Source organism: Microbacterium sp. LMC-P-041, from assembly GCF_030209555.1.
Taxonomy (GTDB): domain Bacteria; phylum Actinomycetota; class Actinomycetes; order Actinomycetales; family Microbacteriaceae; genus Microbacterium.
Genome location: NZ_JARVRV010000001.1, coordinates 654,096 through 678,294 on the forward strand (window position 1 = coordinate 654,096; position 24,199 = coordinate 678,294).

21 protein-coding genes are annotated in these 24,199 nt (G+C 69.8%); 5 read left to right on the plus strand and 16 right to left on the minus strand.

Annotation, left to right across the window (positions count from 1 at the left end; translation table 11 throughout):
• Positions 1 to 18: 18 nt before the first annotated feature.
• From QRN21_RS03170 to QRN21_RS03205, 8 genes are all read right to left on the minus strand, one after another.
• A complete protein-coding gene (locus QRN21_RS03170; protein WP_072590970.1) occupies positions 19 to 1,311 on the minus strand; it encodes a S8 family serine peptidase in 1,293 nt (430 codons plus the stop codon).
• Complete coding sequence (locus QRN21_RS03175) at positions 1,308 to 1,850, minus strand: DUF501 domain-containing protein (RefSeq protein ID WP_053095505.1); 543 nt, start codon at positions 1,848 to 1,850, stop codon at positions 1,308 to 1,310. Before QRN21_RS03175 ends, QRN21_RS03170 begins: the two co-directional genes overlap by 4 nt.
• Positions 1,851 to 1,918: 68 nt before the next feature.
• Complete coding sequence (locus QRN21_RS03180; RefSeq protein ID WP_285363096.1) at positions 1,919 to 2,341, minus strand: FtsB family cell division protein; 423 nt, start codon at positions 2,339 to 2,341, stop codon at positions 1,919 to 1,921.
• A gap of 194 nt (positions 2,342 to 2,535) precedes the next feature.
• On the minus strand, positions 2,536 to 3,816 hold the full coding sequence (eno, locus tag QRN21_RS03185; protein WP_053095504.1) for a phosphopyruvate hydratase: 1,281 nt from the start codon (positions 3,814 to 3,816) through the stop codon (positions 2,536 to 2,538).
• A 99-nt stretch (positions 3,817 to 3,915) separates the two neighbouring features.
• The gene (locus QRN21_RS03190; RefSeq protein WP_072590968.1) at positions 3,916 to 4,575 is read right to left on the minus strand and encodes an O-methyltransferase; all 660 of its coding nucleotides are present in this window, start codon (positions 4,573 to 4,575) and stop codon (positions 3,916 to 3,918) included.
• A 31-nt stretch (positions 4,576 to 4,606) separates the two neighbouring features.
• Complete coding sequence (locus tag QRN21_RS03195) at positions 4,607 to 5,557, minus strand: CPBP family intramembrane glutamic endopeptidase (protein ID WP_285363097.1); 951 nt, start codon at positions 5,555 to 5,557, stop codon at positions 4,607 to 4,609.
• Positions 5,558 to 5,648: 91 nt separating this feature from the next.
• Positions 5,649 to 6,668, minus strand: a complete 1,020-nt coding sequence (locus tag QRN21_RS03200) for a DUF1648 domain-containing protein (protein WP_072590966.1) — start codon at positions 6,666 to 6,668, stop codon at positions 5,649 to 5,651.
• Complete coding sequence (locus QRN21_RS03205; protein ID WP_072590965.1) at positions 6,665 to 7,015, minus strand: GntR family transcriptional regulator; 351 nt, start codon at positions 7,013 to 7,015, stop codon at positions 6,665 to 6,667. The genes QRN21_RS03200 and QRN21_RS03205 overlap by 4 nt, the downstream gene beginning before the upstream one ends.
• Positions 7,016 to 7,115: 100 nt before the next feature.
• Here QRN21_RS03205 and QRN21_RS03210 point away from each other — a divergent pair, with 100 nt between their 5' ends.
• Positions 7,116 to 7,586 carry a DUF4442 domain-containing protein gene (locus tag QRN21_RS03210; protein WP_285363098.1) on the plus strand — a complete coding sequence of 157 codons (471 nt, stop codon included), beginning with the start codon at positions 7,116 to 7,118 and terminating at the stop codon, positions 7,584 to 7,586.
• Positions 7,587 to 7,634: 48 nt separating this feature from the next.
• Positions 7,635 to 8,861, plus strand: coding sequence for an APC family permease (locus tag QRN21_RS03215; protein WP_285363099.1), 1,227 nt, complete (start codon positions 7,635 to 7,637; stop codon positions 8,859 to 8,861).
• On the opposite strand, the gene QRN21_RS03220 is transcribed toward QRN21_RS03215, so the two are convergent.
• Positions 8,862 to 9,665: an AraC family transcriptional regulator gene (locus tag QRN21_RS03220; RefSeq protein ID WP_056277925.1), complete on the minus strand. Its 804-nt coding sequence runs from the start codon at positions 9,663 to 9,665 to the stop codon at positions 8,862 to 8,864. It abuts the gene before it with no gap.
• 154 nt (positions 9,666 to 9,819) lie between these two features.
• Between QRN21_RS03220 and QRN21_RS03225 the strand changes: the two genes are divergently transcribed.
• Positions 9,820 to 10,344: a VOC family protein gene (locus QRN21_RS03225; RefSeq protein ID WP_056279003.1), complete on the plus strand. Its 525-nt coding sequence runs from the start codon at positions 9,820 to 9,822 to the stop codon at positions 10,342 to 10,344.
• On the opposite strand, the gene QRN21_RS03230 is transcribed toward QRN21_RS03225, so the two are convergent.
• The 4 genes from QRN21_RS03230 to QRN21_RS03245 form a co-directional block, all read right to left on the minus strand.
• A complete protein-coding gene (locus QRN21_RS03230) occupies positions 10,313 to 11,125 on the minus strand; it encodes an SGNH/GDSL hydrolase family protein (protein ID WP_082297764.1) in 813 nt (270 codons plus the stop codon). The genes QRN21_RS03225 and QRN21_RS03230 overlap by 32 nt on opposite strands.
• A 53-nt stretch (positions 11,126 to 11,178) precedes the next feature.
• Positions 11,179 to 12,429 (minus strand): histidine--tRNA ligase, encoded by a 1,251-nt coding sequence (locus tag QRN21_RS03235; RefSeq protein WP_056277920.1) that lies wholly within the window; start codon positions 12,427 to 12,429, stop codon positions 11,179 to 11,181.
• A 65-nt stretch (positions 12,430 to 12,494) separates the two neighbouring features.
• The gene (locus QRN21_RS03240) at positions 12,495 to 13,109 is read right to left on the minus strand and encodes a nucleoside triphosphate pyrophosphohydrolase (protein WP_072592236.1); all 615 of its coding nucleotides are present in this window, start codon (positions 13,107 to 13,109) and stop codon (positions 12,495 to 12,497) included.
• Between the two features lie 85 nt (positions 13,110 to 13,194).
• Positions 13,195 to 14,361: a Na+/H+ antiporter NhaA gene (locus QRN21_RS03245; RefSeq protein WP_285363100.1), complete on the minus strand. Its 1,167-nt coding sequence runs from the start codon at positions 14,359 to 14,361 to the stop codon at positions 13,195 to 13,197.
• An 86-nt stretch (positions 14,362 to 14,447) separates the two neighbouring features.
• Between QRN21_RS03245 and QRN21_RS03250 the strand changes: the two genes are divergently transcribed.
• Positions 14,448 to 17,135 (plus strand): phosphoenolpyruvate carboxylase, encoded by a 2,688-nt coding sequence (locus tag QRN21_RS03250; protein WP_285363101.1) that lies wholly within the window; start codon positions 14,448 to 14,450, stop codon positions 17,133 to 17,135.
• 151 nt (positions 17,136 to 17,286) lie between these two features.
• Complete coding sequence (gdhA, locus tag QRN21_RS03255; RefSeq protein WP_056277909.1) at positions 17,287 to 18,657, plus strand: NADP-specific glutamate dehydrogenase; 1,371 nt, start codon at positions 17,287 to 17,289, stop codon at positions 18,655 to 18,657.
• 84 nt (positions 18,658 to 18,741) lie between these two features.
• On the opposite strand, the gene QRN21_RS03260 is transcribed toward gdhA, so the two are convergent.
• The 3 genes from QRN21_RS03260 to QRN21_RS03270 all read right to left on the minus strand — a co-directional run bounded on the left by QRN21_RS03260 (position 18,742) and on the right by QRN21_RS03270 (position 24,066).
• The gene (locus QRN21_RS03260) at positions 18,742 to 20,175 is read right to left on the minus strand and encodes an APC family permease (RefSeq protein WP_082297762.1); all 1,434 of its coding nucleotides are present in this window, start codon (positions 20,173 to 20,175) and stop codon (positions 18,742 to 18,744) included.
• Positions 20,176 to 20,332: 157 nt separating this feature from the next.
• Positions 20,333 to 23,443 (minus strand): aminotransferase, encoded by a 3,111-nt coding sequence (locus tag QRN21_RS03265; protein WP_285363102.1) that lies wholly within the window; start codon positions 23,441 to 23,443, stop codon positions 20,333 to 20,335.
• Positions 23,440 to 24,066: a gamma carbonic anhydrase family protein gene (locus QRN21_RS03270; RefSeq protein ID WP_072590958.1), complete on the minus strand. Its 627-nt coding sequence runs from the start codon at positions 24,064 to 24,066 to the stop codon at positions 23,440 to 23,442. The genes QRN21_RS03265 and QRN21_RS03270 overlap by 4 nt, the downstream gene beginning before the upstream one ends.
• Between the last annotated feature and the right edge of the window lie 133 nt (positions 24,067 to 24,199).

The following is a 24,199-nucleotide window of genomic DNA, read 5'->3' on the forward strand; positions in this document are numbered from 1 at the left end:
GGGACAACTCCTCGGGAGTCAGGAATGTGGCGTGCGTGCGCGCGCCGATCGGATGCGCCGGGCAGCTGCGGTGACGCCAAGCGCTATCAGGATACCAGGGACTGTGAGCGCGATGAGCGGCAGGGTACCGTAGCGCAGCGATTCAGCGCTGGGAAGCAGCGGTGAACCGGCTTCCGTCGGCGCGTCCGCATCCGGCAGAGGCGGCACCTCGACCGGCGCGGCGGTGGGTTCCGGCTGCGGGACCGTCTCCGCCCGACGGAACAGGCGGACCCACTCGGCGAGGTCTCCCATGGGGTTCTCGGAGACCTTGGGCACGTCCCCGCTGATCGCCGCCTCGGCATCCACCAGACCGTAGCCGTAGAGGGGGTCGGGAGGATCCGCCATGCCGGGGACCTCGATCGCCGTCTTGATGATGCGGTTGATGACGTTGGCGGCATCGAGCTCGGGATGCGCGGACCGGACGAGGGCCGCGATGCCCGCGACGATGGGCGCCGCACCGCTGGTGCCGCTCCAGGGCACGACCGTGCCGTCCGCCGAGACGCCGCGCAGGCCCTCGCTGGGTGCCGCGATGCCGATGGTGATCCCCTGCGTCGAGGCTTCGATGCTCGCCGTGCCCGTCTGATCGACTCCGCCGACCGTGAGCACGCCGGGGATCGTCGCGGGGGCGCCGATGATGTCGGTGCCGCTCCCCCGATTGCCCGCCGCGACCACGACCACGACGTCGTTCTCGAAGGCGTAGAGGAACGCGTCGTCCCAACTCTTGTCCCAGTCCAGCGTGTTCGTGGTGAACGAGAGGTTGATGATGTCCGCCCCGTGATCGACCGCCCAGCGCATCGCCTTCGCCACCTGCTCGGTGAACGGCACGGCGGCAGCTGCGCCGAACCCCACGGAGATCGAGAGCAGATCGGCTTCGGGGGCGACGCCGATCATGCCCTTGCCGTCGGCCGCGCCGCGCCCGGCGGCGAGGGATGCGACCCACGAGCCGTGATTGCCGTCGATGGCACCCACCGGGGTGCGCCCGTCGGGTGTCCCGGTGCCGGACACGTCCGTGCCGCCGACGACGGCCCCGTCGAACACTCCCGGGACCTTGGCGATCCCGGTGTCGATGACGGCGATGGTCACTCCGTCGCCGCGGGTGGTCTGCCAGGCGTCTCGGATCCCGGCGCCATCGAGCCAGTATTCGGCGGCGCGCACCGGATCGGCAGGATCATCGGGCACCGGCGGCGGCGTCGCCGCTGCGCCGAGGAGCAGGACGGATGCCACGATCGTCGCCACCGCGACGCCGTTGCGCAGCATCCGCTGCGGCCTCATTCGGTCGACGCCTCGACGTCGCGCAGGGCCGCGCCCGGGGCGTCGCACCGGCACTTCTCGGGAGACCACGTCGAACGCTCGAGCGCCACGTCGCCGATCGGGTTCACGCCGGGGCCGGCCGCGAGAGCGTGACCGGCCAGAGCGTGCAGGCACTTGACGCGCGTGGGCATGCCGCCGGCCGAGATGCCGTCGATCTCGGTGACCTCGCCGAACTGCGCACGGTCGGCGAGGTAGGCCTCGTGCGCCGCGAGGTAGGCCGCCGCGACCCCGTCGTCCTCGGCGAGGAGCGCCGCGAGCTCCGGCATGACCTGAGTGGCCTCGAGAGTCGACATGGCCGCAGTCGCGGCAGGGTGGGTGAGGTAGTAGAAGGTGGGGAACGGCGTTCCGTCCGGCAGCCTCGGCGTGGTGGCGACGACCGTGGGGTTGCCGCACACGCAACGGGCTGCGATGCCGACGACGCCGCGAGCGGTTCTCCCCAGCTGGGCCGACACCACGGCGAGTTCGGCGGTCGTGGGGGCGGGGAATGGCGGCGTGGTCACCCGTCCAGCGTACGGGAGCCGACCGGGAGGATGCTCGGAGCACACGCCCCGTGCGGCGGCGGCGCAGGTCAGCGGGCGACTGCGGCCGTGTCGCTGAGTCCGGCGGACGTGAGAGTGCGCAGGAGCTGCGGCATCCAGTCGGAGGGCGTCTCCTCGAGCGTGTCGCTGACCGGGCCCTGCTGCTGCGGAAGCGCGGCGGGGTCGAGGTCGTTGTCGATCAGGTACACGACCTCGCCGGGCTTGACGTAATACAGGCGCTCACGCGCCTGGGTGGTGATGTACGCCGGGTCGTTCCAGCGTTCACGCTCTTTCTCGAGCGCGGCGATCTGGTCTTCGGAGACCTGGATCGACTGCTCCAGAGCCGAGATCTTCTGCCTCTGATCGATGAAGGTGCCGAGGGTCGGCACCAGCACCCACGCGCCGAGGACCACGAGAGACAGCATGATGACCGAGAAGGCCGACAGGCGGATGCCGGAGGCCCACTCGCGCACATCGACCCTGCGGTCCTGCGCGCCTCTGCTCGCCGCGCCCCGGGGCGTCCGACCCGCGGGCCGCCGTACGGGCGACGGCGGCGCTGAGGCGGGCCGGGACGACCCCGGAGACGCCGAAGGAGGAGCCGGTCGTCGTGCCACGGCTCCTCCTCCGTTCGAGCCGCTCAGGCGGCTTCTGTCTGTCTCAGCTGTGTTCAGCCCTGGTAGCGCGGGAACGCGGAGCGGCCGGCGAAGACAGCCGCGTCGCCCAGCTCTTCCTCGATGCGCAGAAGCTGATTGTACTTCGCGACGCGCTCGCTGCGAGCAGGCGCACCCGCCTTGATCTGACCCGCGTTCGTCGCGACCACGAGGTCGGCGATCGTCGTGTCCTCGGTCTCACCCGAGCGGTGCGACAGCATGGCGGTGTAACCCGAGCGCTGTGCCAGGCTGACCGCGTCGAACGTCTCGGTGAGCGTTCCGATCTGGTTGACCTTCACGAGCAGCGAGTTGGCGACGCCGCGCTTGATGCCGTCAGCCAGACGCGTCGGGTTCGTGACGAACAGGTCGTCTCCGACGAGCTGGACCTTCGAGCCGAGAGCGTCGGTGAGGAGCTTCCAGTTGTCCCAGTCGTCCTCGGCGAGGGCGTCCTCGATCGTGACGATCGGGAAGTCGTTGACCAGACCCTGGTAGTACTCGATCAGCTCGGGGCCGGTCCAGTCCTTGTTGTCGAGGCGGTACACGCCGTCGCTGAAGAACTCGGTCGCTGCGACGTCGAGGCCGAGCGCGATCTCGGTGCCCGGCTTGAAGCCGGCCTTCTCGATCGCCTTGACGAGGAAGTCGAGACCCTCGCGGTTGCTGGGCAGGTCGGGGGCGAAGCCGCCCTCGTCGCCGAGGCCCGTCGCGTAGCCGGCGGCCTTCAGCTCGCCGCGCAGCACGTGGTAGGTCTCGACACCCCAGCGGAGCGCCTCGGAATACGTCTCGGCGCCGATCGGCGCGAGGAAGAACTCCTGCATGTCGATGCCGTTGTCGGCGTGCTCGCCGCCGTTGATCACGTTGAAGAGCGGCACGGGCAGCACGTGCGCGTTGGGGCCGCCCAGGTAGCGGAACAGGGGCAGATCGGCCGAGTCGGCCGCGGCCTTCGCGACGGCGAGGCTGACGCCGAGGATCGCGTTGGCGCCGGTACGCTGCTTGTTCTCGGTGCCGTCGGTCTCGATCAGGATCTCGTCGACGATGCGCTGCTCGCTCGCCTCGATGCCCTCGAGCGCCGGTCCGAGCTCGTCGATGATGGCGTCGACGGCCTTGAGCACGCCCTTGCCGCCATAACGGCTCTTGTCGCCGTCGCGCAGCTCGTACGCCTCGAATGCGCCGGTGGATGCACCCGACGGGACGGCTGCCCGCTGGACTACGCCGTCGTCGAGGAGCACCTCCACCTCAACGGTCGGGTTTCCGCGCGAGTCGAGAATCTCGCGTGCGCCTACAGCCTCGATCAGTGCCACTGATGTGCTCCTTGCTCAGAGAAAAGGTGTGTGGAGCGTCGTCGATCCGCGCCCAGTCTAGCCCGCCCGGCCATCAGCACCCGGGTCGGGGCCGGAGGTTCACACGACGACAGCGAGCGCGACGCCGTCCCAGCCTTTGACACCGACCGTCTGCAGCGCGGTGGCGTCGAAGCGCGGGTCCTCGCCCAGCATCCGCAGTGCATCCCTGGTGCCGACGACCTTGGGGTCGGTCGCATCGTCGCGCACGATCTCACCCTCCCGTCCGATGTTGTCGAGCACGATCACGGTTCCGGGACGGCCCAGCTTCGCGGCCCAGTCGAGGTAGACCGTGTTCGACTCCTTGTCGGCGTCGATGAAGACCAGGTCGAAGCCGCCGACCAGCGTGGGGAGCACGTCGGCACCTCGGCCGATCCGGATGTCGACGCGGTCTCCGACGCCGGCGGCATCGATGCTCGCGCGGGCCACGGCGGCGTTGTCCGCTTCGGCCTCGACGGTGATCACCCGCCCCTCGGGACCCACCGCCCGTGCGAGCCAGATCGTCGAGTAGCCGCCGAGCGTCCCGATCTCCAGCACGCGGCGAGCGCCGCTGATGCGGGCCAGGAGGTTGAGGAGCTTGCCGCCGACCGGCGCGACCTCGATCTCGGGAAGACCGGCATCGTGCTGAGCGGCCAGCGCCGCCTCCAGCTGCGGATCATGACCGACGAGGAGATCAGCGAGATAGGCGTCGGCATTCGACCAGGCGGCGGGAGTGGATTCCATGCCCTCAGCAAACCGTGAGCCCCGAAGAGCGTCAAGAGGGTTGCGGACCCCTCCCGGCTCGGGGAGCGGACAGCAGCCGCCCGGGCGCGCCCGCGAGCTCGGGCTGACGACGGAACTGGCCCGTGAGGGCCAATGCGGCGATCACCGCCGCCGCGACGATCCATCCCGCGACGCCGAGAGGTCCGGCGAGTGCGAGATCGGGCTGCGATGCGGCGAAGATGAGGACGAGTCCGGCGGCCGCGTTCAGCGAGCCGTGCGCGAGGACGGCGGGCCAGACCGATGCGGAGCGCAGACGCAGCCAGCCCAGCAGCACACCCCAGGCCATGCAGCCGCCGATCATGAACAGCACGCCGGTGATGTCGGTGCGCCCGAAGTTGTAGCCCAGCAGGATCACCGGGCTGTGCCAGAAGCCCCAGATCGCTCCGCTGATGAGGAGTGCCGGCCACGTGCCGAGCGGTCGCAGGGCCGGGACGAGCCACCCGCGCCAGCCGAGTTCTTCGCCGAACGCCAGCACACTGTTGATCAGGGCGCCGACAGGGATCATCACGATCTGCGAGATCACGATGAGCTCGATCGGGGGCATCGGCGCACCGGCGGGCAGCGACCTCGCGATCTCAGCGGAGAACGCCGAGAACGCCGGGTCGAGCTGCACCCATCCGAAGGCCGCCGCGACCACGATGCCGAGCGCGACGAGAACCGGAGGGACGAGCCAGCCCGCCACCATCAGCCAGACGACCCGCCTGGCCGGGCGCAGGGGCCAGATGCCCAGGAAGCGGAGCCGCTCCCCCGGTGCCGGCACACGCAGGGCGAGGGTGACCACGAGCGCGGCGAGCGCGGGGGTCAGCATCATCACGGGCAGCAGGAACCAGGTGCTGGGCTCGGCGAGGCCGTCGCCCAGCCACAGCGGCAGGGCGACGAGCCAGGCGAGCCCGCACGCGAGCGCGACGAAGAGGACGACGGATGCGGCTCTGATGCGGGTCATGGATTGACTCCCGGTTCGGTGTCGATGTGCTGTTCGGTGTCGATGTGCTGTTCGGCGTCGATGTGCGGAGCGGTGTCGATGTGCGGTGCGATCATCGGGATGCTGCGGAAGCGAGGACGGATGCCGCTGTGGAGGCGTCGTCGACGGTGACGACGAATACGCGACCGTCTGTGCGGGTGATCTCGAGGGCCTCGCCGGTGCGCAGCACGAATCCGCGCCGCCCGTCGGTGCCGATTCGGTAGCCCCAGCCGCCGAACTCGGCGAACGGGTCGACCTGCACCGCGCGAGCGCTGGCGATGTCGGCCGCGGCGATCTCGAGACGCGGCCATCCGGCGACGGAGCGCACCCGAAGGCCAGCGGTGCTCGCCCGCACCCGGAACGACAGACCGGTCGCCACGACGATGACGAGGACCACAGTGATGCCCGCCACGATCCACCCGGCGGCGATGCCCCGGGCGAGCAGCAGCACGCTCACGGCGACCGTGAAGAAGACGCTGATCCCGAGGACGACCTGGCCACTGCGGGCCACGTTCACGGTCTTCATCCACACGGCGCGCTCGTGGTCGGCGAGAGGGAGAGGTGCCGCCGGATCCGCGGACGCGACGGACGCGACGGGCACCTTCGGCTGCGCGAACCATCCGATCACCCCGAGGCCGGCGGCGATCGCGACGATGACCGGGACCCAGAGGGTGATGTCGGGCGCCTCGTTCGCATCGGAGAGCCCTCGCTGGGAGCCGGTCGTCGTGATCGCGAGCATGGACATCAGGCCCGCCATCGCGAGGCCGGCCGCTCCGAGCAGACGGGCGGTCGTCGACCACTGCGACTGAGGAAGCGGCCCGCCCGAGCCCCGTGGGGGCAGCCTGTGCGAGACCAGGACGATGATCGCGAACATCGCCACGATCCCTCCGCCCAGGCCGATCAGCATGACCAGTGGCGTCCACCGCGGCGCGAAGCCATCGGCCCCGTCGAGGCCCCAGTGGATCGCCGCAGGATCGGGGATGTCGGGCAGCCACGCCAGGACGATGACGGCGGCGAGCACGATCAGAGCGGCGGGGACGATGACCCCGACCCACCAGAAGGCGGTGCGGGCGCGGCGGATCTCGGGGGTCATGCGTCGGTCTCCTTGATGAGCGCGGCCAGTGTCGAGGAAGAGAGTCCGAGGGATGCGGCGCGGGCGACGAGCGCGGCGATGTCCTGTGAGAGCTCGGCGAGCGGAGATGCAGCAGCGGACACCACCGCTCCCCTGCCACGGCGCAGATCGATCAGCCCCTCGTCGCGCAGCTGCTGATAGGCACGGAGAACGGTGTGCAGGTTGATCTCGAGCGCCTCGGCGAGTTCACGGGCTGCAGGCAGCCGGTCACCCGGCACGAGACGTCCGGCGAGGACATCGGCGCGAACGGATGCCGCGACCTGATCGAAGAGCGGCCGAGCGCTGTCGGCGTCGATGCGGATCAGCATCCCGTCCTCCAATCTTCTAGTAGTTCTACATAAACTATAACAACTGTCGCAACCCTCCAGCGAGCTTTGTCCGGATCAGGCCGTCGGCCACACTGACCTCATGCGCATCACTCCCCGTCGTCTCGCCACGGGCATGAGCCTGTGGGTCCCCAATCTGTTCAGCGGCATCCGCATCCGCCGCTTCAGCGAGGACTGGACGCACGCCACGGTCGAGCTGCACGTCAACGTGTTCACCCGCAATTACGTGAAGACGGCATTCGGCGGCTCGATGTCCGCGATGACGGACCCGTACTTCTTCATGCTCGTGATGCATCAGCTCGGTCGGGACTATGTCGTCTGGGACACCCGGGGCGAGATCGAGTTCGTCAAGCCCGGGCGCGGGGTGCTGACCGCCGAGTTCGAGGTCAGCCGCGAGCGGGCCGAGGAGATCCGCGGGCGGGCGCACGGCGGTGCGAAGGTGCTCGAGTGGTTCGAGACCGTCATCACCGACCGCGACGGAGACGTCGTCGCCAGAGTCCGCCGACAGGTCTACATCCGCGAGAAGCAGCGCGTCACCGCCGCTCGGAGCTGACGGCGACGGCGATACCGGACGTTCACCCGGACGTGCCACGATGACGGGATGCCTCTCGCCCGCCGCCTGACACTGGTCGACGCCGTCGCGATCGGTCTCGGTTCGATGATCGGCGCCGGCGTGTTCTCCGTGTGGGCACCGGCCATGGGAGTCGCCGGAAGCGGCATCCTGATCGCCCTGGCGATCGCCGCGATCGTCGCCTACTGCAACGCGACCGCCTCGGCGCAGCTCGCCGCCGCGCATCCCGTCGCCGGCGGCACCTACGCGTACGCCCGCGCCGAGATCGGCCCGTGGTGGGGATTCATCGCCGGATGGAGCTTCGTGATCGGCAAGATCGCCAGCTGCGCGGCGATGGCCATGACCTTCGCCGCCTACGCCGCACCGGACGGCTGGCAGGTGCCGGTCGCCGTCGCTGCCGTCGTCGCTCTCGCGGCGGTCAACTGCTTCGGCGTGACGCGAACCGCCCTCGTCACGCGCATCCTCGTCGTGTGCTCGCTGCTCGGACTCGCTGTGGTGGTCGCGGTGGGCCTCGGCGGTTCCTCGTCTACCGCCCCGGCTCCCCTTCCGGATGCCTCCGCGTACGGGGTGCTGCAGGGCGCAGGCCTGCTCTTCTTCGCGTTCGCGGGATACGCGCGCATCGCGACGATGGGCGAAGAGGTCGTCGACCCCGCCCGGACGATCCCCCGGGCGATCGCCCTGGCCCTCGGCGGCACGGTCGTCGTCTACACGCTCGTCGCGATCACGGTCGTGATCGTGCTCGGCGGCGACGCGGTCACGAGCACCACCCCTCTCGCCGATGTCGTCACGGCCTCGGGGTGGACCGCTCTCGCTCCTGTCGTCCGCGTGGCCGCGGCCGCCGCCTCGCTCGGAGCTCTGCTCGCCCTCCTGACCGGCATCGGTCGCACCACACTGGCGATGGCCCGCGAAGAGGATCTGCCGCGCTTCCTCGCGAAGGTCGACGAGCGTTGGCACGTACCCCGTCGGGCCGAGATCACGATCGCGGTCATCATCGTGGTGATCGTGCTCGTCGCCGATCTGCGCGACGCGATCGGCTTCTCCTCGTTCGGTGTGCTGCTGTACTACCTCATCGCCAATGCGGCGGCCTTCCGCCAGCGCACTGCGGCTCGCCGCTATCCGCGGGTGCTGCAGGTCGTCGGTGCGCTCGGGTGCCTCGTGCTCGTGAACACGCTGCCGGTGGTGGCTTCGGTGGCGGGTACCGCGGTCGTGCTGGTCGGTGTGCTCTATCGGATGATCCGGCTGCGGCTCGCGCGCTGATCAGGGTGGCGCGGCAGCGCTCCGAACGTCCTGCGCGGAGGACGCCCGGTACGCGCGGGGCGCGATTCCGAGCACGTTCCGGAAGTCGCGGGTGAGATGGGCGTGATCCGCGTACCCCAGGTCGGCGGCGAGATCCGCCAGATCGACCGTTGGGTGCAGACGCAGGTGCTCCGCGGCCTCCTGCAGCCTGCGGCGCCGGATCATGGCGGCCGGCGACACTCCGACGTGACGATGGGCGAGGCGCTGCAGCGTGCGCAGCGAGACCGCGAGTCGGGTCGCGGCCTCCTCGACCGAGTCGGCCGCGCCCTCCTCCATGAGCACCTCGACCAGCGCGTTCGCATGCCTCGCACTGTCGTCGAGGGGTCCGACCCGACGAGCGAGCCACTCCGAGAACACCGCGACGGCGCGTTCGCGGTGCCCCTCCCCCGACGCCATCGCAGCACTGACCCCGTCCGCGAGCTCGGGAGCGACGACCGGCTGCTCGGAATCGACGAGTGCGGCAGGGTCGTCGATGAGGGCCGCGACAGCTGCGGGTCGCAGCAGGGCGCCCACTGCCCAGCCCGTGCCGGTCAGCTCGCGATGCGAAGCCCGTGTCGTCGCCCCGGACAGACTCACGTCACCGTTCTCGACGACGAGGTTCAGCGCCGGGTAGCCGACGATCTCCTGGCGAGACGATCGAGCGGGCTCGATGCTCCACTCGGGAATCCAGAACCACACCGCGAGGTCCCGCGCGGCGGTCGCAGGCGGCAGACGATGGAAGTCCGGCAGCCGGGCCGGATACAGCACACCGCGGGTCGCACGCATCGCTAGCCGCCCGCGAGGATCGTCACGGTGACCCGCATGGCGGACACGGTCGGTCCGAGGTCGTCGACGTCCATGCCTCGACCCTATGACCCGGCGCACGATCGTGTCGCGCAAGTTCAAGCGCGCGTCTGCGACTGCTCCCTACTGTGGCTGCATGAGCACCGAGAACAGGACCGGCGTGACCGGCGAGCACACCACGGACGGCCGACCGAACAGCGCGACCTCCCTCACTCCCTTCCTCGCGGTCCCCCGGGCACGGGAGGCGATCGAGTTCTACCGGGACGTCTTCGGCGCTCGCGTCATCGATGTCACGGAGTTCGGCGGTGTCGTCGCCCATGCGGACCTCGACTTCGGGTTCGGCCACCTGCAGCTGGGCGAGCCGAGCCCCGACTATCATCTGGTTTCTGCGCCGTCGGGAGACGACGACTGCTACTCGATGGGACTCTATGTCTCGGACGTCGACGCCGTCGTCGAGCGTGCCGTCGCCGCGGGCGCAACCGTGCGCGAGGCTCCGTCGGCGTTCGTGTCGGGAGACCGATTCGCCAGCATCCGGGATCCGTTCGGCGTGCGATGGTCGGTGATGACCCGGGTCGAAGACCTCTCGGACGAGGAGAGCGCACGGCGGGTCGCCGACTGGGCGGCGTCCTTCAGTGCTGCCCCGTCTGACGGCGCGAGCTGAGCGCGGTCTCGGCAGCCCGACACGCGGCCGGGAGCAGTGCCTCCGCCGTGCGCCGATAGCCGAGCGGACTCGGGTGGAAGCGATCGAGGCTGAACATCGCCTCCGGATCGTCGAAGAACATCGGGCCGACGGCGCGGCGGAGGTCGACGGGGTGCGCGCCCTCGGCACGAGCGGTCTCGGCCTGTACCCTGGCGAGTCGACGGGACATGCTCGACATCAGGCGCCGCAGAGGCTGCGGTACGGGGCGGAGGGCTCCGAGATCGGGACAGGTGCCGACCACGACCTCCGTACCCCGAGCACGCAGCCGTCGGACGGCCTCCCGCAGGTGCTGCGTCGAGACGGCGACGGGGATGCGGTGCGTCACGTCGTTGCCCCCGACCACGATCACGGCGACATGCGGGGCGTAGTCCTCGGGCAGCGCGTCGAGCTGGGCGGCGAGGTCGGGCGATTCGGACCCGACGACGGCGGCCGTGCGCAGATGGACCGGTCGTCGCATCCGTCGCGCCAGACCCTTGGCGAGTCGTCCGCCCAGTGTCTCCTTGCGCCGCTCGGCGCCGAGGCCCGCCGCCAGCGAGTCTCCGAGCACGAGCAGATCGATCGGCATGCCGTCGAGCGAACGACGCCAGACGCGGTCGGCGTCGATCGACTCCTCACCGAGCGGCTTGCCGATGCGTCGACGTGCGATCGCGGCCTGTCGGGTGAGGACGACCCGGATTCCGGCGGCGGCCACCGCGGTGGCGACACCCACCGCCGCGACGGCGACGAACGGCGGTCGGCTCATGTCCCGATTCGACCGGAACGGCGTGAACGCCGAGTGAACGGCATCCGCCGAACTCAGGAGAGGGGCTTGAGCTCCAGCTCCGAGGTGCCCGACGAGACGGTCGCGAACTCCGTGTATCCGTCGGCGGCCGAGCGCTCGAGCAGGGCTTTCACGTTCTTCGTGCGTCGTTCCAGCCGCACTCGCGCCCCGGAGCCCACGAGACCCGCCTTGTGCATGACGAGCTCGGCGACCGGCACGTCGGCGTCGTGGATGAGCACGACGGCGCGCTCGCCGGCATCCGCGCCCGCCGTCACGAGGTCGACGAGGCGCTCGAAGCCCAGCGAGAACCCGACGGCAGGGACCTGCTGGCCGAGGAAGCGGCCGATCATGCCGTCATAGCGACCGCCGCCGCCGAGCGAGTACGACACCGAAGGGTGGGCCAGCTCGAAGATCGTGCCCGTGTAGTAGCCCATGCCGCGCACGAGGAACGGGTCGAAGACCAGCGGGATGTCGGTCGCGCCTCGGCCGGCGGCGACGGCCTCGCCGATCGCGACGAGGTGTCCGACGATCTCGTCCGGGGCACCGTCGGGAAGCGCCTTGCGGATCTGACGTTCGCCGAAGGGGTTGTACTCCATGGTCTGCGGGCGCAGGAGGAAGGCTTCGAACGCGTCGACGGCCGATGGCGCCGAACCGCGCTCGCGCAGCTCGGCGGCGACGCCGTCGGGCCCGATCTTGTCGAGCTTGTCGATCGTGATGAGGACCCCGGGACGTTCGTCGCCCGTGAAGCCGAAGCTGTCGAGCATCCAGTCCAGCGCACGGCGGTCGTTGATGCGCACGGTGGCGCCCTCGAGACCCAGTGCGTCGACCGCATCGAGCGAGGCGACCATGAGCTCGGCCTCCGCGCGCGACGAGTCGTCGCCGATGATGTCGATGTCGCACTGCACGAACTGGCGGTAGCGCCCCTTCTGCGGTCGCTCAGCACGCCAGACCGGACCGATCTGGATCGCGCGGAACACACCGGGGAGCTGAGCGCGATTGCTCGCGTAGAAGCGCGCGAGCGGAACCGTGAGGTCGTATCGCAGACCGAGGTCGGCCAGGGCGCCCTGGTCGTCGGCGGCGTCGCGGATGGCATCCGCATCGAGGCCGCGGCGCAGCACGTTGTAGGCGAGCTTCTCGTTGTCGCCGCCGATGCCGGCGTGCAGTCGCGAGTACTCCTCGAGCGCCGGTGTCTCGATCTCGTCGAACCCGTGCGAGCGGTAACGATCACGGATCACGGAGAGGACGCGCTCGCGGCGAGCCTTGTCGGCGGGGAGGATGTCGCGCATTCCGCGCGGCGGGTTCACAGTAGCCACGCCTCCATCTTTCCAGGTCGGCGGGCCAGGCCGTGGACTCAGGCTTCGGATTCCGCCTCGCGGACCTCGGCCTCGACCGCTCGGAGCCGTTCGCGCAGCGCTCGTTCGGCATCCCAGCCCTCGGCGCGCGCGACCGCCACGAGGCGGAGAAGTGCGTCGCCGAGCTCTGCTTCCGAGGAGGGCGCCGGTCCAGCCCCGTCCGCGTCGGTCCGGGCGACGACGACGCCGGCCCCCTCGGCTCGACCGGCGACCTTCTGTGCCAGCGCGAGCGCCGGCATACCGCGCGGGATCCCGTCGAGGACGCTGCGTCTCGCGCGTTTCTCCGCCGCCTTCGCGGCGTTCCAGTGCACCAGGACCTCTTCAGGGGTCGTCGCGACCTCGTCCGCGAAGACGTGAGGATGCCGCCGCACCATCTTCTCGGTGAGCGTGGCCGCGACATCGTCGATGTCGAACGGGTCGTCGGGGTCCTGCGCGGCGATCGCGGCGTGGAACAGCACCTGCCAGAGCAGGTCGCCGAGCTCCTCACGCAGGTCGGCCCGTGAGCCGTCCTCGACGGCGTCGATCACCTCGTGCGACTCCTCGATGAGATACGGCACGAGATCACGATGGGTGATCTGCTGCGACCAGACGCAGCGATTCCGGACCTCGCGCATCGTCTCGGCTGCGGCGCGCAGCGGGTCGCGGGCGGGCTCTGCACTCACCGGTCCTCCTTCGAACGCCACTCGGGTCGCCTCGCGGTCACGAGGTCACGGCGCCCCGTCGTCGGTACGTACGGGCGCGGAGTGACACGATCACACCCGAGAGCACGAGAGCCACGAGCGAGCCGACGAGCACACCAAGGATCGCCTGATCGCGGGTGCCGGCGTCGGCCGCGAAGGCGAGGTTGGCGAGCAGAAGCGAGACGGTGAAGCCGATGCCGCCCAGCGCGCCGGCGGCGAAGATGTCGGCGAACGGCAGGGCCGGCGCCGCGCCTCGGGGCCGGATCCGCATCGCGAGCCACCCGAACAGGGAGATGCCGATGATCTTTCCGACGGGCAGCGCCACGACGATCCCCCAGAAGGCGGGAGAGAGCTCCGACGGTGCGAGGGCGGGGATCACCACGAAGGCGGCGACGAACGCGAAGATCGGCAGGATCGCGCCGTTCACGGTCGGTTCGAGCACGTGCCTGGTGCGCGCGGCAGGAACGGGCGACATCACGAGCCCGAGCATCACGCCGGCGATGGTGGCGTGGATGCCCGACGAGGCCACCAGGCCCCAGGCGACGACGCCGACGATGATCATCGCGACGGCCACCGCCGGATGCCCCTTGGCATGGAGCAGTCTGCTGAGCAGCCAGAACGCGACGACGGCGGCGACGGCGAGCGCGAGGAACAGCCACTGCACGTCGTGCGCGAAGAGGACCGCGATGAAGATGATGCCGATGATGTCGTCGAGGATCGCGAGCGCGAGCAGGAAGACGCGGACGTTCGACGGAAGCCCCCGTCCGAACATCGCGAGCACGCCGAGCGCGAAGGCGATGTCGGTCGCCGTCGGGATGGGCCAGCCCGTGGCGGTCGCGGAGTCGCCCGCGATGAGCAGATAGACAGCGATCGGCACCAGCACACCGCCGGCGGCAGCGATGGCCGGCTGCACGGCCTTGCTGGGCGAATCGAGCTCGCCGTGTGTGAGCTCGTGCCGCAGCTCGATCGCCACCACGAGGAAGAACACGGCGAGAAGCCCGTCGGACACCCAGTGCTCGATCGCGAGGTCGAGCACTGTGCCGGGCACGGCGATGTGGAAGTCGAGCACCGCGGCGAGCGCATCATGCGAGGGAAGATTCGCCAGCAGGATGCCGAGCCCTGCCGCGACGAGGAGCAGGACAGCAGGGAACTGCTGGCCACGGAGAGGGTTCGCGGAGATGCGCATCGCCCCCATGGTAATTGCGAGCGCCCCGCACGTCTCACATCGTCATGCGTTCAGAGCACGACCCCGACCCGGGATACTCTCGAACGGTGACCCCCGAACACGCCTTCCCCGAGCCCACTGACACCTCGGCCATCCGCATCATCGGCCGTTTCGAAGCGGGCCGCGGCATTCCGGATGCCATGCGCACCGATGTCAGAATGCTCGGCGCCCTTCTCGGCCAGGTACTGCGCGAAGCAGGCGGTGACGACCTCTTCGAGGACGTCGAGCGGCTGCGGCTGGCGACGATCCAGGCCTATGACGAAGAGACCTCCGACGCCTTCGATCGGGCGGCCGCGATCGCCGAGTCGTTCAGCATCGCGCGCGCCGACGAGGTCGCCCGGGCGTTCACCTGCTACTTCCACCTCGTCAATCTCGCCGAGGAGCACCAGCGCGTGCGGGTGCTCCGCGAGCGCGCCGGCCAGCCGGGCCGCGAGGATGCGGCCGACACCGTCGCCACCGCCTATGCGCGTCTGAAGACGGAGGTCGGTGACGACGAGGCGCTCCGCCGTCTCGAGGGCCTGCGCTTCCACCCGGTGTTCACCGCCCACCCGACCGAGGCACGCCGTCGCGCGGTGTCGTCGAGCATCCGCCGCCTCTCCGAGCTGCTCACCCAGCACGACGCCGCGAGCGAGGGCGGGTCGGAGGAGCACCGCGCGCGCCGGAGGATGCTGGAGGAGATCGACACCCTCTGGCGCACCGCGCCGCTCCGCGCCGAGAAGCCCTCGCCGACCGACGAGGTGCGCACGGTCATGGGCGTGTTCGACGAGACCCTGTTCACCACCGTGCCGCACGTGTACCGGCGCATCGACGACGCACTCCGCGGCGACGACTCCGGCTCGAGCGCTCCGGTCGTGCCCGCGTTCGTGCGCATCGGGTCCTGGGTCGGCGGCGACCGCGACGGCAACCCGTTCGTGACCGCATCCGTCACCCGTGAGGCGTCGCAGATCGCCTCCGACCACGTGCTGCGCGGGCTGGAGCGCGCACTCGAGCGCATCGGCCGCGCCCTCACGCTCGACGCCGAGGACACCCCTGCGAGCGCCGGAGTCACGGCGCTGTGGGAGGCCTTCGCCGCCGCTGAGCCGCGCGTCGCCGAGGAGCTGGGCGCCCGCTCCCCCGGTGAGCCGCACCGCCGCGTGCTGCTCGCCCTCGCCCACCGTGTCGCGGCCACCCGCCGCGGCGAGGAGCAGCGCTACTCGCGCCCCGAGGAGCTGCTCGACGACCTGCGCACGGTACAGTCGTCGCTGGCGGATGCGGGCGCGAAGCGCCATGCGTTCGGCGGCGTGCAGCACCTCATCTGGCAGGTGGAGACCTACGGCTTCCATCTGACCGAGCTCGAGGTGCGTCAGCACTCGCAGGTGCACCGCAAGGCGCTCTCGGAGCTCTCCAGCGGCGACGCGATCAGCGCGCAGACCGAGGAGGTGCTCGAGGTCTTCCGCGTGATCGCCGAGATCCAGCGCGACCGCGGCCTGCGGGCTGCCGGCCGCTATGTCGTGTCGTTCACTCAGTCGGCGCCCGACCTCGCGAACGTGTATGCGCTCGCGAGGCACGCGCTGGGCGACGACGCCCCCGTGCTCGACGTCGTTCCCCTGTTCGAGACCTTCGCCGACCTGCAGGCGGCGCCCGCCATCCTCGCGGAGGCCGTGACGTTCCCGGAGTTCCAGGAACGCCTCGCCGCGACGGGCAACCGGCTCGAGGTCATGCTCGGCTACTCCGACTCGTCGAAGGACGTCGGCCCGGTCGCCGCGAACCTCGCCCTGTACGAGGCGCAGGAGAAGATCGCGCAGTGGGCCAAAGACTCCGACATCGAACTGACCCTGTTCCATGGTCGCGGCGGTGCTCTGGGCCGAGGCGGCGGACCTGCCAACTCGGCCATCCTCGCTCAGCCACCGCACTCGGTCGACGGTCGCTTCAAGCTCACCGAGCAGGGCGAGGTCATCTTCGCGCGCTACGGCGAGCCGGCCATCGCGATGCGCCACATCGATCAGGTCGCCGCGGCGACGCTGCTCGCCTCGTCTCCGTCCGTCGAGAAGCACACGAGCGACGCCGCCGCACGCTTCGCCGACATCGCCGCCGTCATGGACACCTCGTCGCGCGAGCGCTTCTTCTCGCTCGTCAAGGCGGAGGGCTTCGCCCCCTGGTTCGCCACGGTCACCCCTCTCGAAGAGATCGGCCTGCTCGCCCTGGGCTCCCGCCCGGCTCGACGCGGGCTGTCGGTCGAGTCGCTGGAAGACCTGCGAGCGATCCCGTGGGTCTTCGCCTGGACCCAGGCCCGCATCAACCTCGCCGGCTGGTTCGGACTCGGAACCGCTCTCGCCGCCGTCGGCGACGAGGCCCGTCTCGCCGAGGCCTATCGCGACTGGCCGCTGCTGCGCACCATGATCGACAACGTCGCCATGAGCCTCGCGAAGACCGATGAGCGCATCGCCCGCCAGTACCTCGCCCTCGGCGATCGGGACGATCTCGCGCAGCTCGTGCTCGACGAGCTGTCGCTGACGCGCGAGTGGGTCATCCGTCTCACCGGCGGCGTGGGCCTGCTCGAGAACAAGCCGATCCTGCAGCGCGCCGTGCAGCTGCGCACTCCGTACGTCGACGCCCTGTCGCTGCTGCAGCTGCGCGCCCTCCGCGCACTGCGCGACCCGGCCGAGGCGACCGGCTCGGGTGCCGACGACGAGCAGCGGCGACTGCTGCTGCTCTCGGTGAGCGGCGTCGCGGCGGGCCTGCAGAACACCGGGTGACCCCCGCGTCGTCGTCCCCGAACAAGCGCATGCCGGTGTGAAGGTGCTCACCTCGGCGTGCCCGCTAGAGTGAAAACTTCGCCGTATCCGGCGCACCCTCACGCGACACGATCGCACGCAGCACCATCCCCCGATCAGAAAGCTCTTTCGCGTGACCTCTCCGTCTTCCGTCGACTTCCATCCGCTCGCCGACGACGTGCAGCCCGTGTTCGACACGGTGCTCGCCCGCAGCCCGCACGAGCCCGAGTTCCAGCAGGCCGTGCACGAGGTGCTGAACTCGATCGCACCGGTGCTCGCGCGCAACCCGCAGTACGTCGACGGCGGCATCCTCGAGCGTCTGGTGGAGCCGGAGCGGCAGATCCTGTTCCGCGTGCCGTGGGTCGACGATGCCGGGCGTCTGCAGGTCAACCGCGGCTACCGGATCCAGTTCTCCTCGGTGCTCGGACCGTACAAGGGCGGCCTGCGCTTCCACCCGTCGGTCAACCTGTCGATCATCAAGTTCCTCGGGTTCGAGCAGATCTTCAAGAACGCACTGACCGGCCAGGGCATCGGCGGCGGCAAGGGCGGATCCGACTTCGACCCGCACGGCAGGTCGGATGCCGAGATCATGCGCTTCTGCCAGTCGTTCATGAACGAGCTCTACCGTCACCTCGGCGAGCACACCGACGTCCCCGCCGGCGACATCGGCGTCGGCGGTCGCGAGATCGGCTACCTGTTCGGCCAGTACCGCAAGATCACCAACCGCCACGAGTCCGGCATGTTCACCGGCAAGGGCACCGGCTGGGGTGGCGCAGAGGTGCGCACCGAGGCGACCGGCTACGGCGCGGTGTTCTTCGCACAGGAGATGCTCGGCGTGCACAGCGACTCGCTCGACGGCAAGCGCGTCGGCGTCTCGGGCTCGGGCAACGTCGCGATCTACGCGATCCAGAAGGCATCCCAGCTCGGCGCGACCGCCGTCACGGCATCCGACTCGTCGGGGTACGTCGTCGACGACGCCGGCATCGACGTCGACCTGCTGCGCCAGATCAAGGAGGTCGAGCGCGCGCGCATCGTCGAGTACGCCCACCGTCGCCCCGGCGCCCGATTCATCGAAGGCGGCAGCGTCTGGGAGGTCCCGGTCGACATCGCCGTGCCGTCGGCGACCCAGAACGAACTCGACCTCCACGCCGCCGAGACCCTGATCGCCAACGGCGTGCGAGCGGTCTCGGAAGGCGCGAACATGCCCTGCGTCCCCGCTGCCGTCGATGCGTTCCAGAGCGCCGGAGTCCTCTTCGCGCCGGGCAAGGCCGCGAACGCGGGAGGCGTCGCCACCTCCGCTCTCGAGATGAGCCAGAACGCGTCTCGCCAGCGGTGGAGCTTCGACGCGAGCGAGAACAAGCTGCGCGAGATCATGGCGGACATCCACCGCGCCGCGTTCGACGCCGCGGAGCGCTACGACGTGGCCGGCGACTATGTCGCCGGGGCGAACATCGCGGGCTTCGAGCGCGTCGCGGGCGCGATGCTCGCCCAGGGCGTGATCTGACCGGAGTCACACCCACTGCGCACGACACAAGAGCCGCCTCCCTCCCGGGCAGGCGGCTCTTGCGCGTCTCTACGCCTGAGGTGCTCAGTTCTCGTCGACCGGCACCTTCACGACCTTGTTGAACCCGGTCACCGCCTGGTTCTCATCGAACGCGACCACCTTCTTGCGGAACCCCTTCGTGATCACGGCGAGGTAGATCAGGCCGAGAGCGGTCCAGATGAGCCCCCCGGTCAGGGCGTCGGAGTGCAGGTTCACCCACAGCAGACCCGTGAGGAGCATGCCGATGCCCGGCATCACGATGTACGAGAAGATGTCGCGCGGTGTGTGGCGCCGCCCCTTGCGCACGGCGAACCAGGCGATCACCGAGATGTTGACGAAGGTGAACGCGATCAGGGCGCCGTAGTTGATCCACGCCGCGATCAGCTCGAGGGTGAACGGGATCGCGAGCAGCGAGATCGCGCCGACCAGCACGATGTTGAAGGTCGGCGTGTGTGTGCGCGGGTTGATGTAGCCGAAGGCCTTCTGCGGAAGGACGTTGTTGCGACCCATCACGAGCAGCATCCGCGAGACCGATGCGTGCGAGGCGAGACCCGAGGCGAGCGTGGCGCAGAAGCCGGCGGCGGTCAGCACGGCCATGAGCACGTTGCCCCCGACGAGGTTTCCGATGATCGGCAGCGTCGAATCCTCGACGTACTGCATGTCACCACCGGGTGCGAACTCGTTCCAGTCGGGGAAGCGCAGCTGCGTGACGTACGCGGCGACGAGGAAGATCGCGCCGCCGAGCAGCACGGTCAGCAGGATCGCCTTGGGCATCGTCTTCGGATCCTTCGCCTCCTCGGCGTACATCGTCACGGCGTCGAACCCGATGAACGAGAAGCAGACGATCGTCGCGCCCATGAGCACCGCGCCGATCGTCGCACCGTCGTGGATGAAGGGCGCGGCCGATGCGATCGTGCCCGCTCCCTCGCCGCGCATCAGCTGCGCGACGACCATGACGACGAACACGACCATCACGACGATCGAGAACACGAGCAGGATCATGTTCATGTTCGAGGTGCCGCGCATCGTCATGTAGATGATGCTCGTGACGAGGATGCAGTACAGCACGACCCAGATCCAGCCGGGGATGTCGGGGAAGAGCGCTTCGAGGTAGCTGCGGATGATGAGGCAGTTGACCATCGGGAGCAGCACATAGTCGATGAGCGAGGTCCAGCCGACCATGAACCCGAGGTTCGGGTGGATCGACTCGCGGACGTACGTGTACGCAGACCCGGCGCTCGGGATGGCGCGGGAGATCTTGCCGTAGCTGATGGCGGTGAACACCATCACGACGAGGGCGACGAGGTAGGCCGCGGGGACGACGTTGTCGGTGTCGCGAGCCACCATGCCGAACGTGTCGAAGACGACGGTCGGTGTCATATAGCCGAGTCCGAGACCGACGATCGCCCAGAGGCCGAGATTGCGGCGGAGGGTTCCTCCGCCCTGCGCGAGCGGCTTCGTCTTGATGGGCGTGACCATGAGTACTCCTTCGGGAACAGCGCATGGGCCGGACTTCGGGCGGTCCGACACTGACGCTCAGTATGTACCCCGGAGATTCGTCAGCGGAAGAGCGGATCTGATTCGAAATACGCATTTAACATGCCGAGAACCGACTCGATTCGAAGACCCCGCTCGATCACCAGCCCTCGGTGAGCACGCGGTCGAGCATCGCGACGACATGGTCGGCGCTCTCGACCGACAGACAGAGCGGGGGTTTGATCTTCAGCACGTTCGAGCGCTCCGAGGTGGTGAGCACGATCACGCCGAGCTCGCGAAGCCTCTCGCAGATCGCGGCCGCCTCGGCCGCCGCCGGGTGCAGGGTCTCGGGGTCGCGCACGAGCTCGACCCCGAGGTACAGACCCTGCCCGTGCACAGGCCCGACGATCGGATGCCGTTGCGCGAGTGCACAGAGCGACTCCGCCAGATGCCGACCGACGTCGAGCGCGTTGCGTTGCAGGTCGTCCTCGACCATGGCATCGAGGACCGCGATGCCGACGCTGCTGCTGAGCGTGCTGCCACCGCCCGAGGAGAAGAACTGGCCCTGCTCGCTCAGCGCGTCGGCGATTCTCTTCGAAGTGATCACGCCGCCGATCGGGAAGCCGTTGCCCATCGGCTTCGCGATCGTGACGATGTCGGGGATCACTCCGGACTGCTCGAATCCCCAGAACGTGGATCCCATGCGCCCGAAGCCCACCTGCACCTCGTCGGCGATGCACAGGCCACCGTGTGAACGCACGAGGTCGTACGCACCGGTCAGATATCCGTCGGGGAGGACCACCCCGCCCGCGTTGCCGAGCACGGACTCGCACACGAACCCCGCCGGATCCCGGCCCTCGACGCTGAGTCGGTCGAGGTCGGCGGCGAGGTCGGCGAGGTACCGGTCCGCCGAGTCCTGGCCGCGGTGCGTGCCGCGGAACGAGTTGGGCACATCGGCGACGTGCACCCAGTCGGGACGCGTCGCGAGCGCATCAGGATTGTCATAGGCGCTGGTGGTGACCGCATCGCTCGCCATCGTCCACCCGTGATAGGCCTCTCGCAGCGCGACGACGGTTCGTCGGCCTGTGGCCGCCTGCGCGAGACGGATGCCGAGGTCCACCGCCTCCGATCCGCTGTTCACGAGCAGTACGGTGTCGAGGCCGCTCCCCTCGGGCATCAGCGCGATGAGTCGCTCGCTGTACTCGGCGAGGCCGCGGAACAGGAACCTGGAGTTCGTGGCGAGCGTCTTCAGCTGGCGGTTCGCCGCCGCCGCGACTCGCGGGTGGCCGTGGCCGAGCCCGGCGACGTTGTTCACCATGTCGATGTAGCTGCGACCGGTCGTGTCGACGAGGTGGTGCCGCCAGCCTCGCTCGATCTGCGGCGGGTGCTCGTAATAGCGCTCCTGTGCGGCCGCGAAGATGCGCTCGCGGCGCTCGAGCTCCTGACCGGCCTCGTCGCGCTGCGCGGCGGACCGGAGGCCCAGCAGCGGAGCGGGGTCCGCGGTGAAGCGACGCCAGGCCGCGACGCGTTCCGGGGTGACGAGCCGCGCGGCGATCGGCGGATTCGGCAGCGGGGAGCGGAGCGGCGGAGCATCCCCTCGCGTCAGCCCGATGACCATCGTGCGGTTCTCGAAGGATGCGGCGAGCCTGCCGATGCTCTCGCCCCTCTCGACTCTCCCGCTGCGATTCGGCTCGATGTCGGTGCCACGGAGCGCGAGCCTCCACCCGCCGTCGAGCTCGATGTGCACCCCGTCGTCGGTGATCTTCAGCTCCCCCGCGGTCGGCGCGACCAGTCGCGACGACGGACCGGGGGCGACATGCACCTCCGTCTCCACCGGCCAGGTGGCGGCCGCGCTCACGGCGTCGACGGTCGTCCGGGTGAGCCGGAAGACGCCGTAGGGAACCACGGCAGCGCGAGCACCCGCCGCGTGGGCCTCGGCCACGAGAATCGCCTCGGCATCCGGATGCGACCAGCGCCCTGCATCGAGCCCCTCGGCTTCGATGCCCGGATCGACCAGGAGGACTCGGCCGTCGAGATCGGGAAGCAGCATCGACAGTTCCCGGCGGGAAGCGTCGGGTACGTCGGGAGCGTCAGGCACGTCGGGAGCGTCCCCCGGAATCTCGGCATCCGGAATCTCAGCATCCGGAGTCCCCGCATCCGGAGTCCCCGCATCCGGAGTCCCAGCATCCGGAGTCCCCGCATCAGGAGTCTCATCCGGAGTCTCGGCATCCGACATCTCGAACTCCGGAGACGCGAAACGGAGCCGCGCGAGCACGTGCTCGGACATCTCGGCGAGCGGAACGGCGGTCGCCGCGTCGAAGATGGCCTGCTCCCCCTCGATCCTCTCGCGGGCGTAGTCGTTGTCCCCGTCGATCGCGAGCTGACGCCAGCCGCTCGCGACGAGCAGCGCTGCTCTCAGCACGACGAGGGGCCACACCGCGACCGCCTCGTCGCGAGTGAGCGGGGCATCGGCGTGGAACGCCGCGACGGTGTCGAGTGCGCGAAGCGGGCGCTCCGGCTCATGGTGCAGCATCGACGAGACGCAGACAGCCAGTTCCGCGACGCGCCAACCGAGACCCAGGTCTCCCAGATCGAGCACCGTGTGCGGATGCAGCCGCGAGTCGGCACCGCGCATTCCGGTGACGTTGTCGTCGGTCAGGTCGCCGTGGATCGGCTGCACAGGCAGGCCGGCAGCGACGGTCGAGACAGCGGCGTGAGCCTCATCGGCTGCCGTGCGCACGCGCACGCGCAGTTCGGCCTCGGTCACTGCCGGGACCAGTGCGATGATCTGCTCGTACGCGACGCGCATGTCCCACATCTGCTCACGGTCGAGCCCCGGATGCACGAGACCTGCGAGCGCGTTCACGGATGCCGCAGCCAGCGTGCCGAACTCCCCCAGGACGACGGGAGCGAGATAGCCCGCGTCGACCATCGGCTCGCCCTCGGCGAACTCGCTGCGCCGCACCGCGAATCCTCGCCAGCGCTGGGTGAGCTCACCGTCGAGCCCGGGGAGCACGGTGGGAACACGAACGCCGGCTGCGCGATAGGCGTCGAGCGCCGCATGCTGCGCGGCTCTCGCGTCGTCGCCGAACACCGGGTTGTCGACGCGCAGCACGCTGCGTGATCCGTCCGGCTCGATCAGGACGAAGTTCCGGTCCTGGTTGCTACCGAGCTCGCTCGCCTGGGCGTCGACCCCGTAGCAGTCGCGAGCGATCAGCGCGGCGTCCTCCGTGCTGATGTCCGGTCGGACGAGCCCTGCCCCGTCACTCACCCTCGGCCCGCCGCGTGGCCGTCGGCATCGAGACGCACGTCGTCGGCATGCCGGGCCAGGGAACTGCCGTACCGCTCGGTCAGCTGAACCATCAGGTCGGGGGTGTCGCGGTCCACGCCGAAGACGTGCCCCGGGAAGTCGAGCTCGGGCTGGGCCGCGGAGATCTCCTCCTCGCGGTCGGGAGAGAGGAGCTGGACGGGATCCCCGACCGCGACCCAGCCGATCGGCACGACGGTGCCGGACGGCAGCACCGCCCGCCGGTGCACGATGGCGTTCACGCGCACCTCGCACCGGTCCCCGACCAGCGCGCCGTTGAAGATCCGGGCGCCCGACGCGAGGAAGACCTCTTCGCCGACGGTCGCACCCGCGATGCTCGCGAGGGTTCCGACGAGCGTGTGCGAGCCGATGTGCACGGCGTTCGCGGCCGTCGCCCTGATGAGCGCGTTCTCCATCACGATCACGTGCTCGCCGAGCGTGATGGGCCCGCCCTCGGCGGTGATCACGGCGCCGTGCAGCACTTGGCAGTCCGGTCCGATCGTCACGTCTCCGGAGATCACGGCGGTGGGAGCGACGACGGCGGTGTCATGGATCCGGGGCCGAGCCCCGAGGTGCTCGTACAACATGACGCCAGCGTAGTGGTGCAGCGCACGGGACGAGAAGGCCGACCGCGGCGTCCTGCTACGCTGACGCCCATGCAATGCAGGTGACTCGATCTCTCCCCCGCCTCCGGCCGCCCCTCGGCAGGCCGCGGGATCC

Coding starts and splice junctions, on each gene's coding strand:
- QRN21_RS03170 (WP_072590970.1), bottom strand. CDS start 1,311: ATGAGGCCGCAGCGGATGCTGCGCAACGGCGTCGCGGTGGCGACGATC.
- QRN21_RS03190 (WP_072590968.1), bottom strand. CDS start 4,575: ATGGAATCCACTCCCGCCGCCTGGTCGAATGCCGACGCCTATCTCGCT.
- QRN21_RS03195 (WP_285363097.1), bottom strand. CDS start 5,557: ATGACCCGCATCAGAGCCGCATCCGTCGTCCTCTTCGTCGCGCTCGCG.
- QRN21_RS03200 (WP_072590966.1), bottom strand. CDS start 6,668: ATGACCCCCGAGATCCGCCGCGCCCGCACCGCCTTCTGGTGGGTCGGG.
- QRN21_RS03205 (WP_072590965.1), bottom strand. CDS start 7,015: ATGCTGATCCGCATCGACGCCGACAGCGCTCGGCCGCTCTTCGATCAG.
- QRN21_RS03210 (WP_285363098.1), top strand. CDS start 7,116: ATGCGCATCACTCCCCGTCGTCTCGCCACGGGCATGAGCCTGTGGGTC.
- QRN21_RS03215 (WP_285363099.1), top strand. CDS start 7,635: ATGCCTCTCGCCCGCCGCCTGACACTGGTCGACGCCGTCGCGATCGGT.
- QRN21_RS03220 (WP_056277925.1), bottom strand. CDS start 9,665: ATGCGTGCGACCCGCGGTGTGCTGTATCCGGCCCGGCTGCCGGACTTC.
- QRN21_RS03225 (WP_056279003.1), top strand. CDS start 9,820: ATGAGCACCGAGAACAGGACCGGCGTGACCGGCGAGCACACCACGGAC.
- QRN21_RS03230 (WP_082297764.1), bottom strand. CDS start 11,125: ATGAGCCGACCGCCGTTCGTCGCCGTCGCGGCGGTGGGTGTCGCCACC.
- QRN21_RS03235 (WP_056277920.1), bottom strand. CDS start 12,429: ATGCGCGACATCCTCCCCGCCGACAAGGCTCGCCGCGAGCGCGTCCTC.
- QRN21_RS03240 (WP_072592236.1), bottom strand. CDS start 13,109: ATGCGCGAGGTCCGGAATCGCTGCGTCTGGTCGCAGCAGATCACCCAT.
- QRN21_RS03245 (WP_285363100.1), bottom strand. CDS start 14,361: ATGCGCATCTCCGCGAACCCTCTCCGTGGCCAGCAGTTCCCTGCTGTC.
- QRN21_RS03260 (WP_082297762.1), bottom strand. CDS start 20,175: ATGGTCACGCCCATCAAGACGAAGCCGCTCGCGCAGGGCGGAGGAACC.
- QRN21_RS03270 (WP_072590958.1), bottom strand. CDS start 24,066: ATGTTGTACGAGCACCTCGGGGCTCGGCCCCGGATCCATGACACCGCC.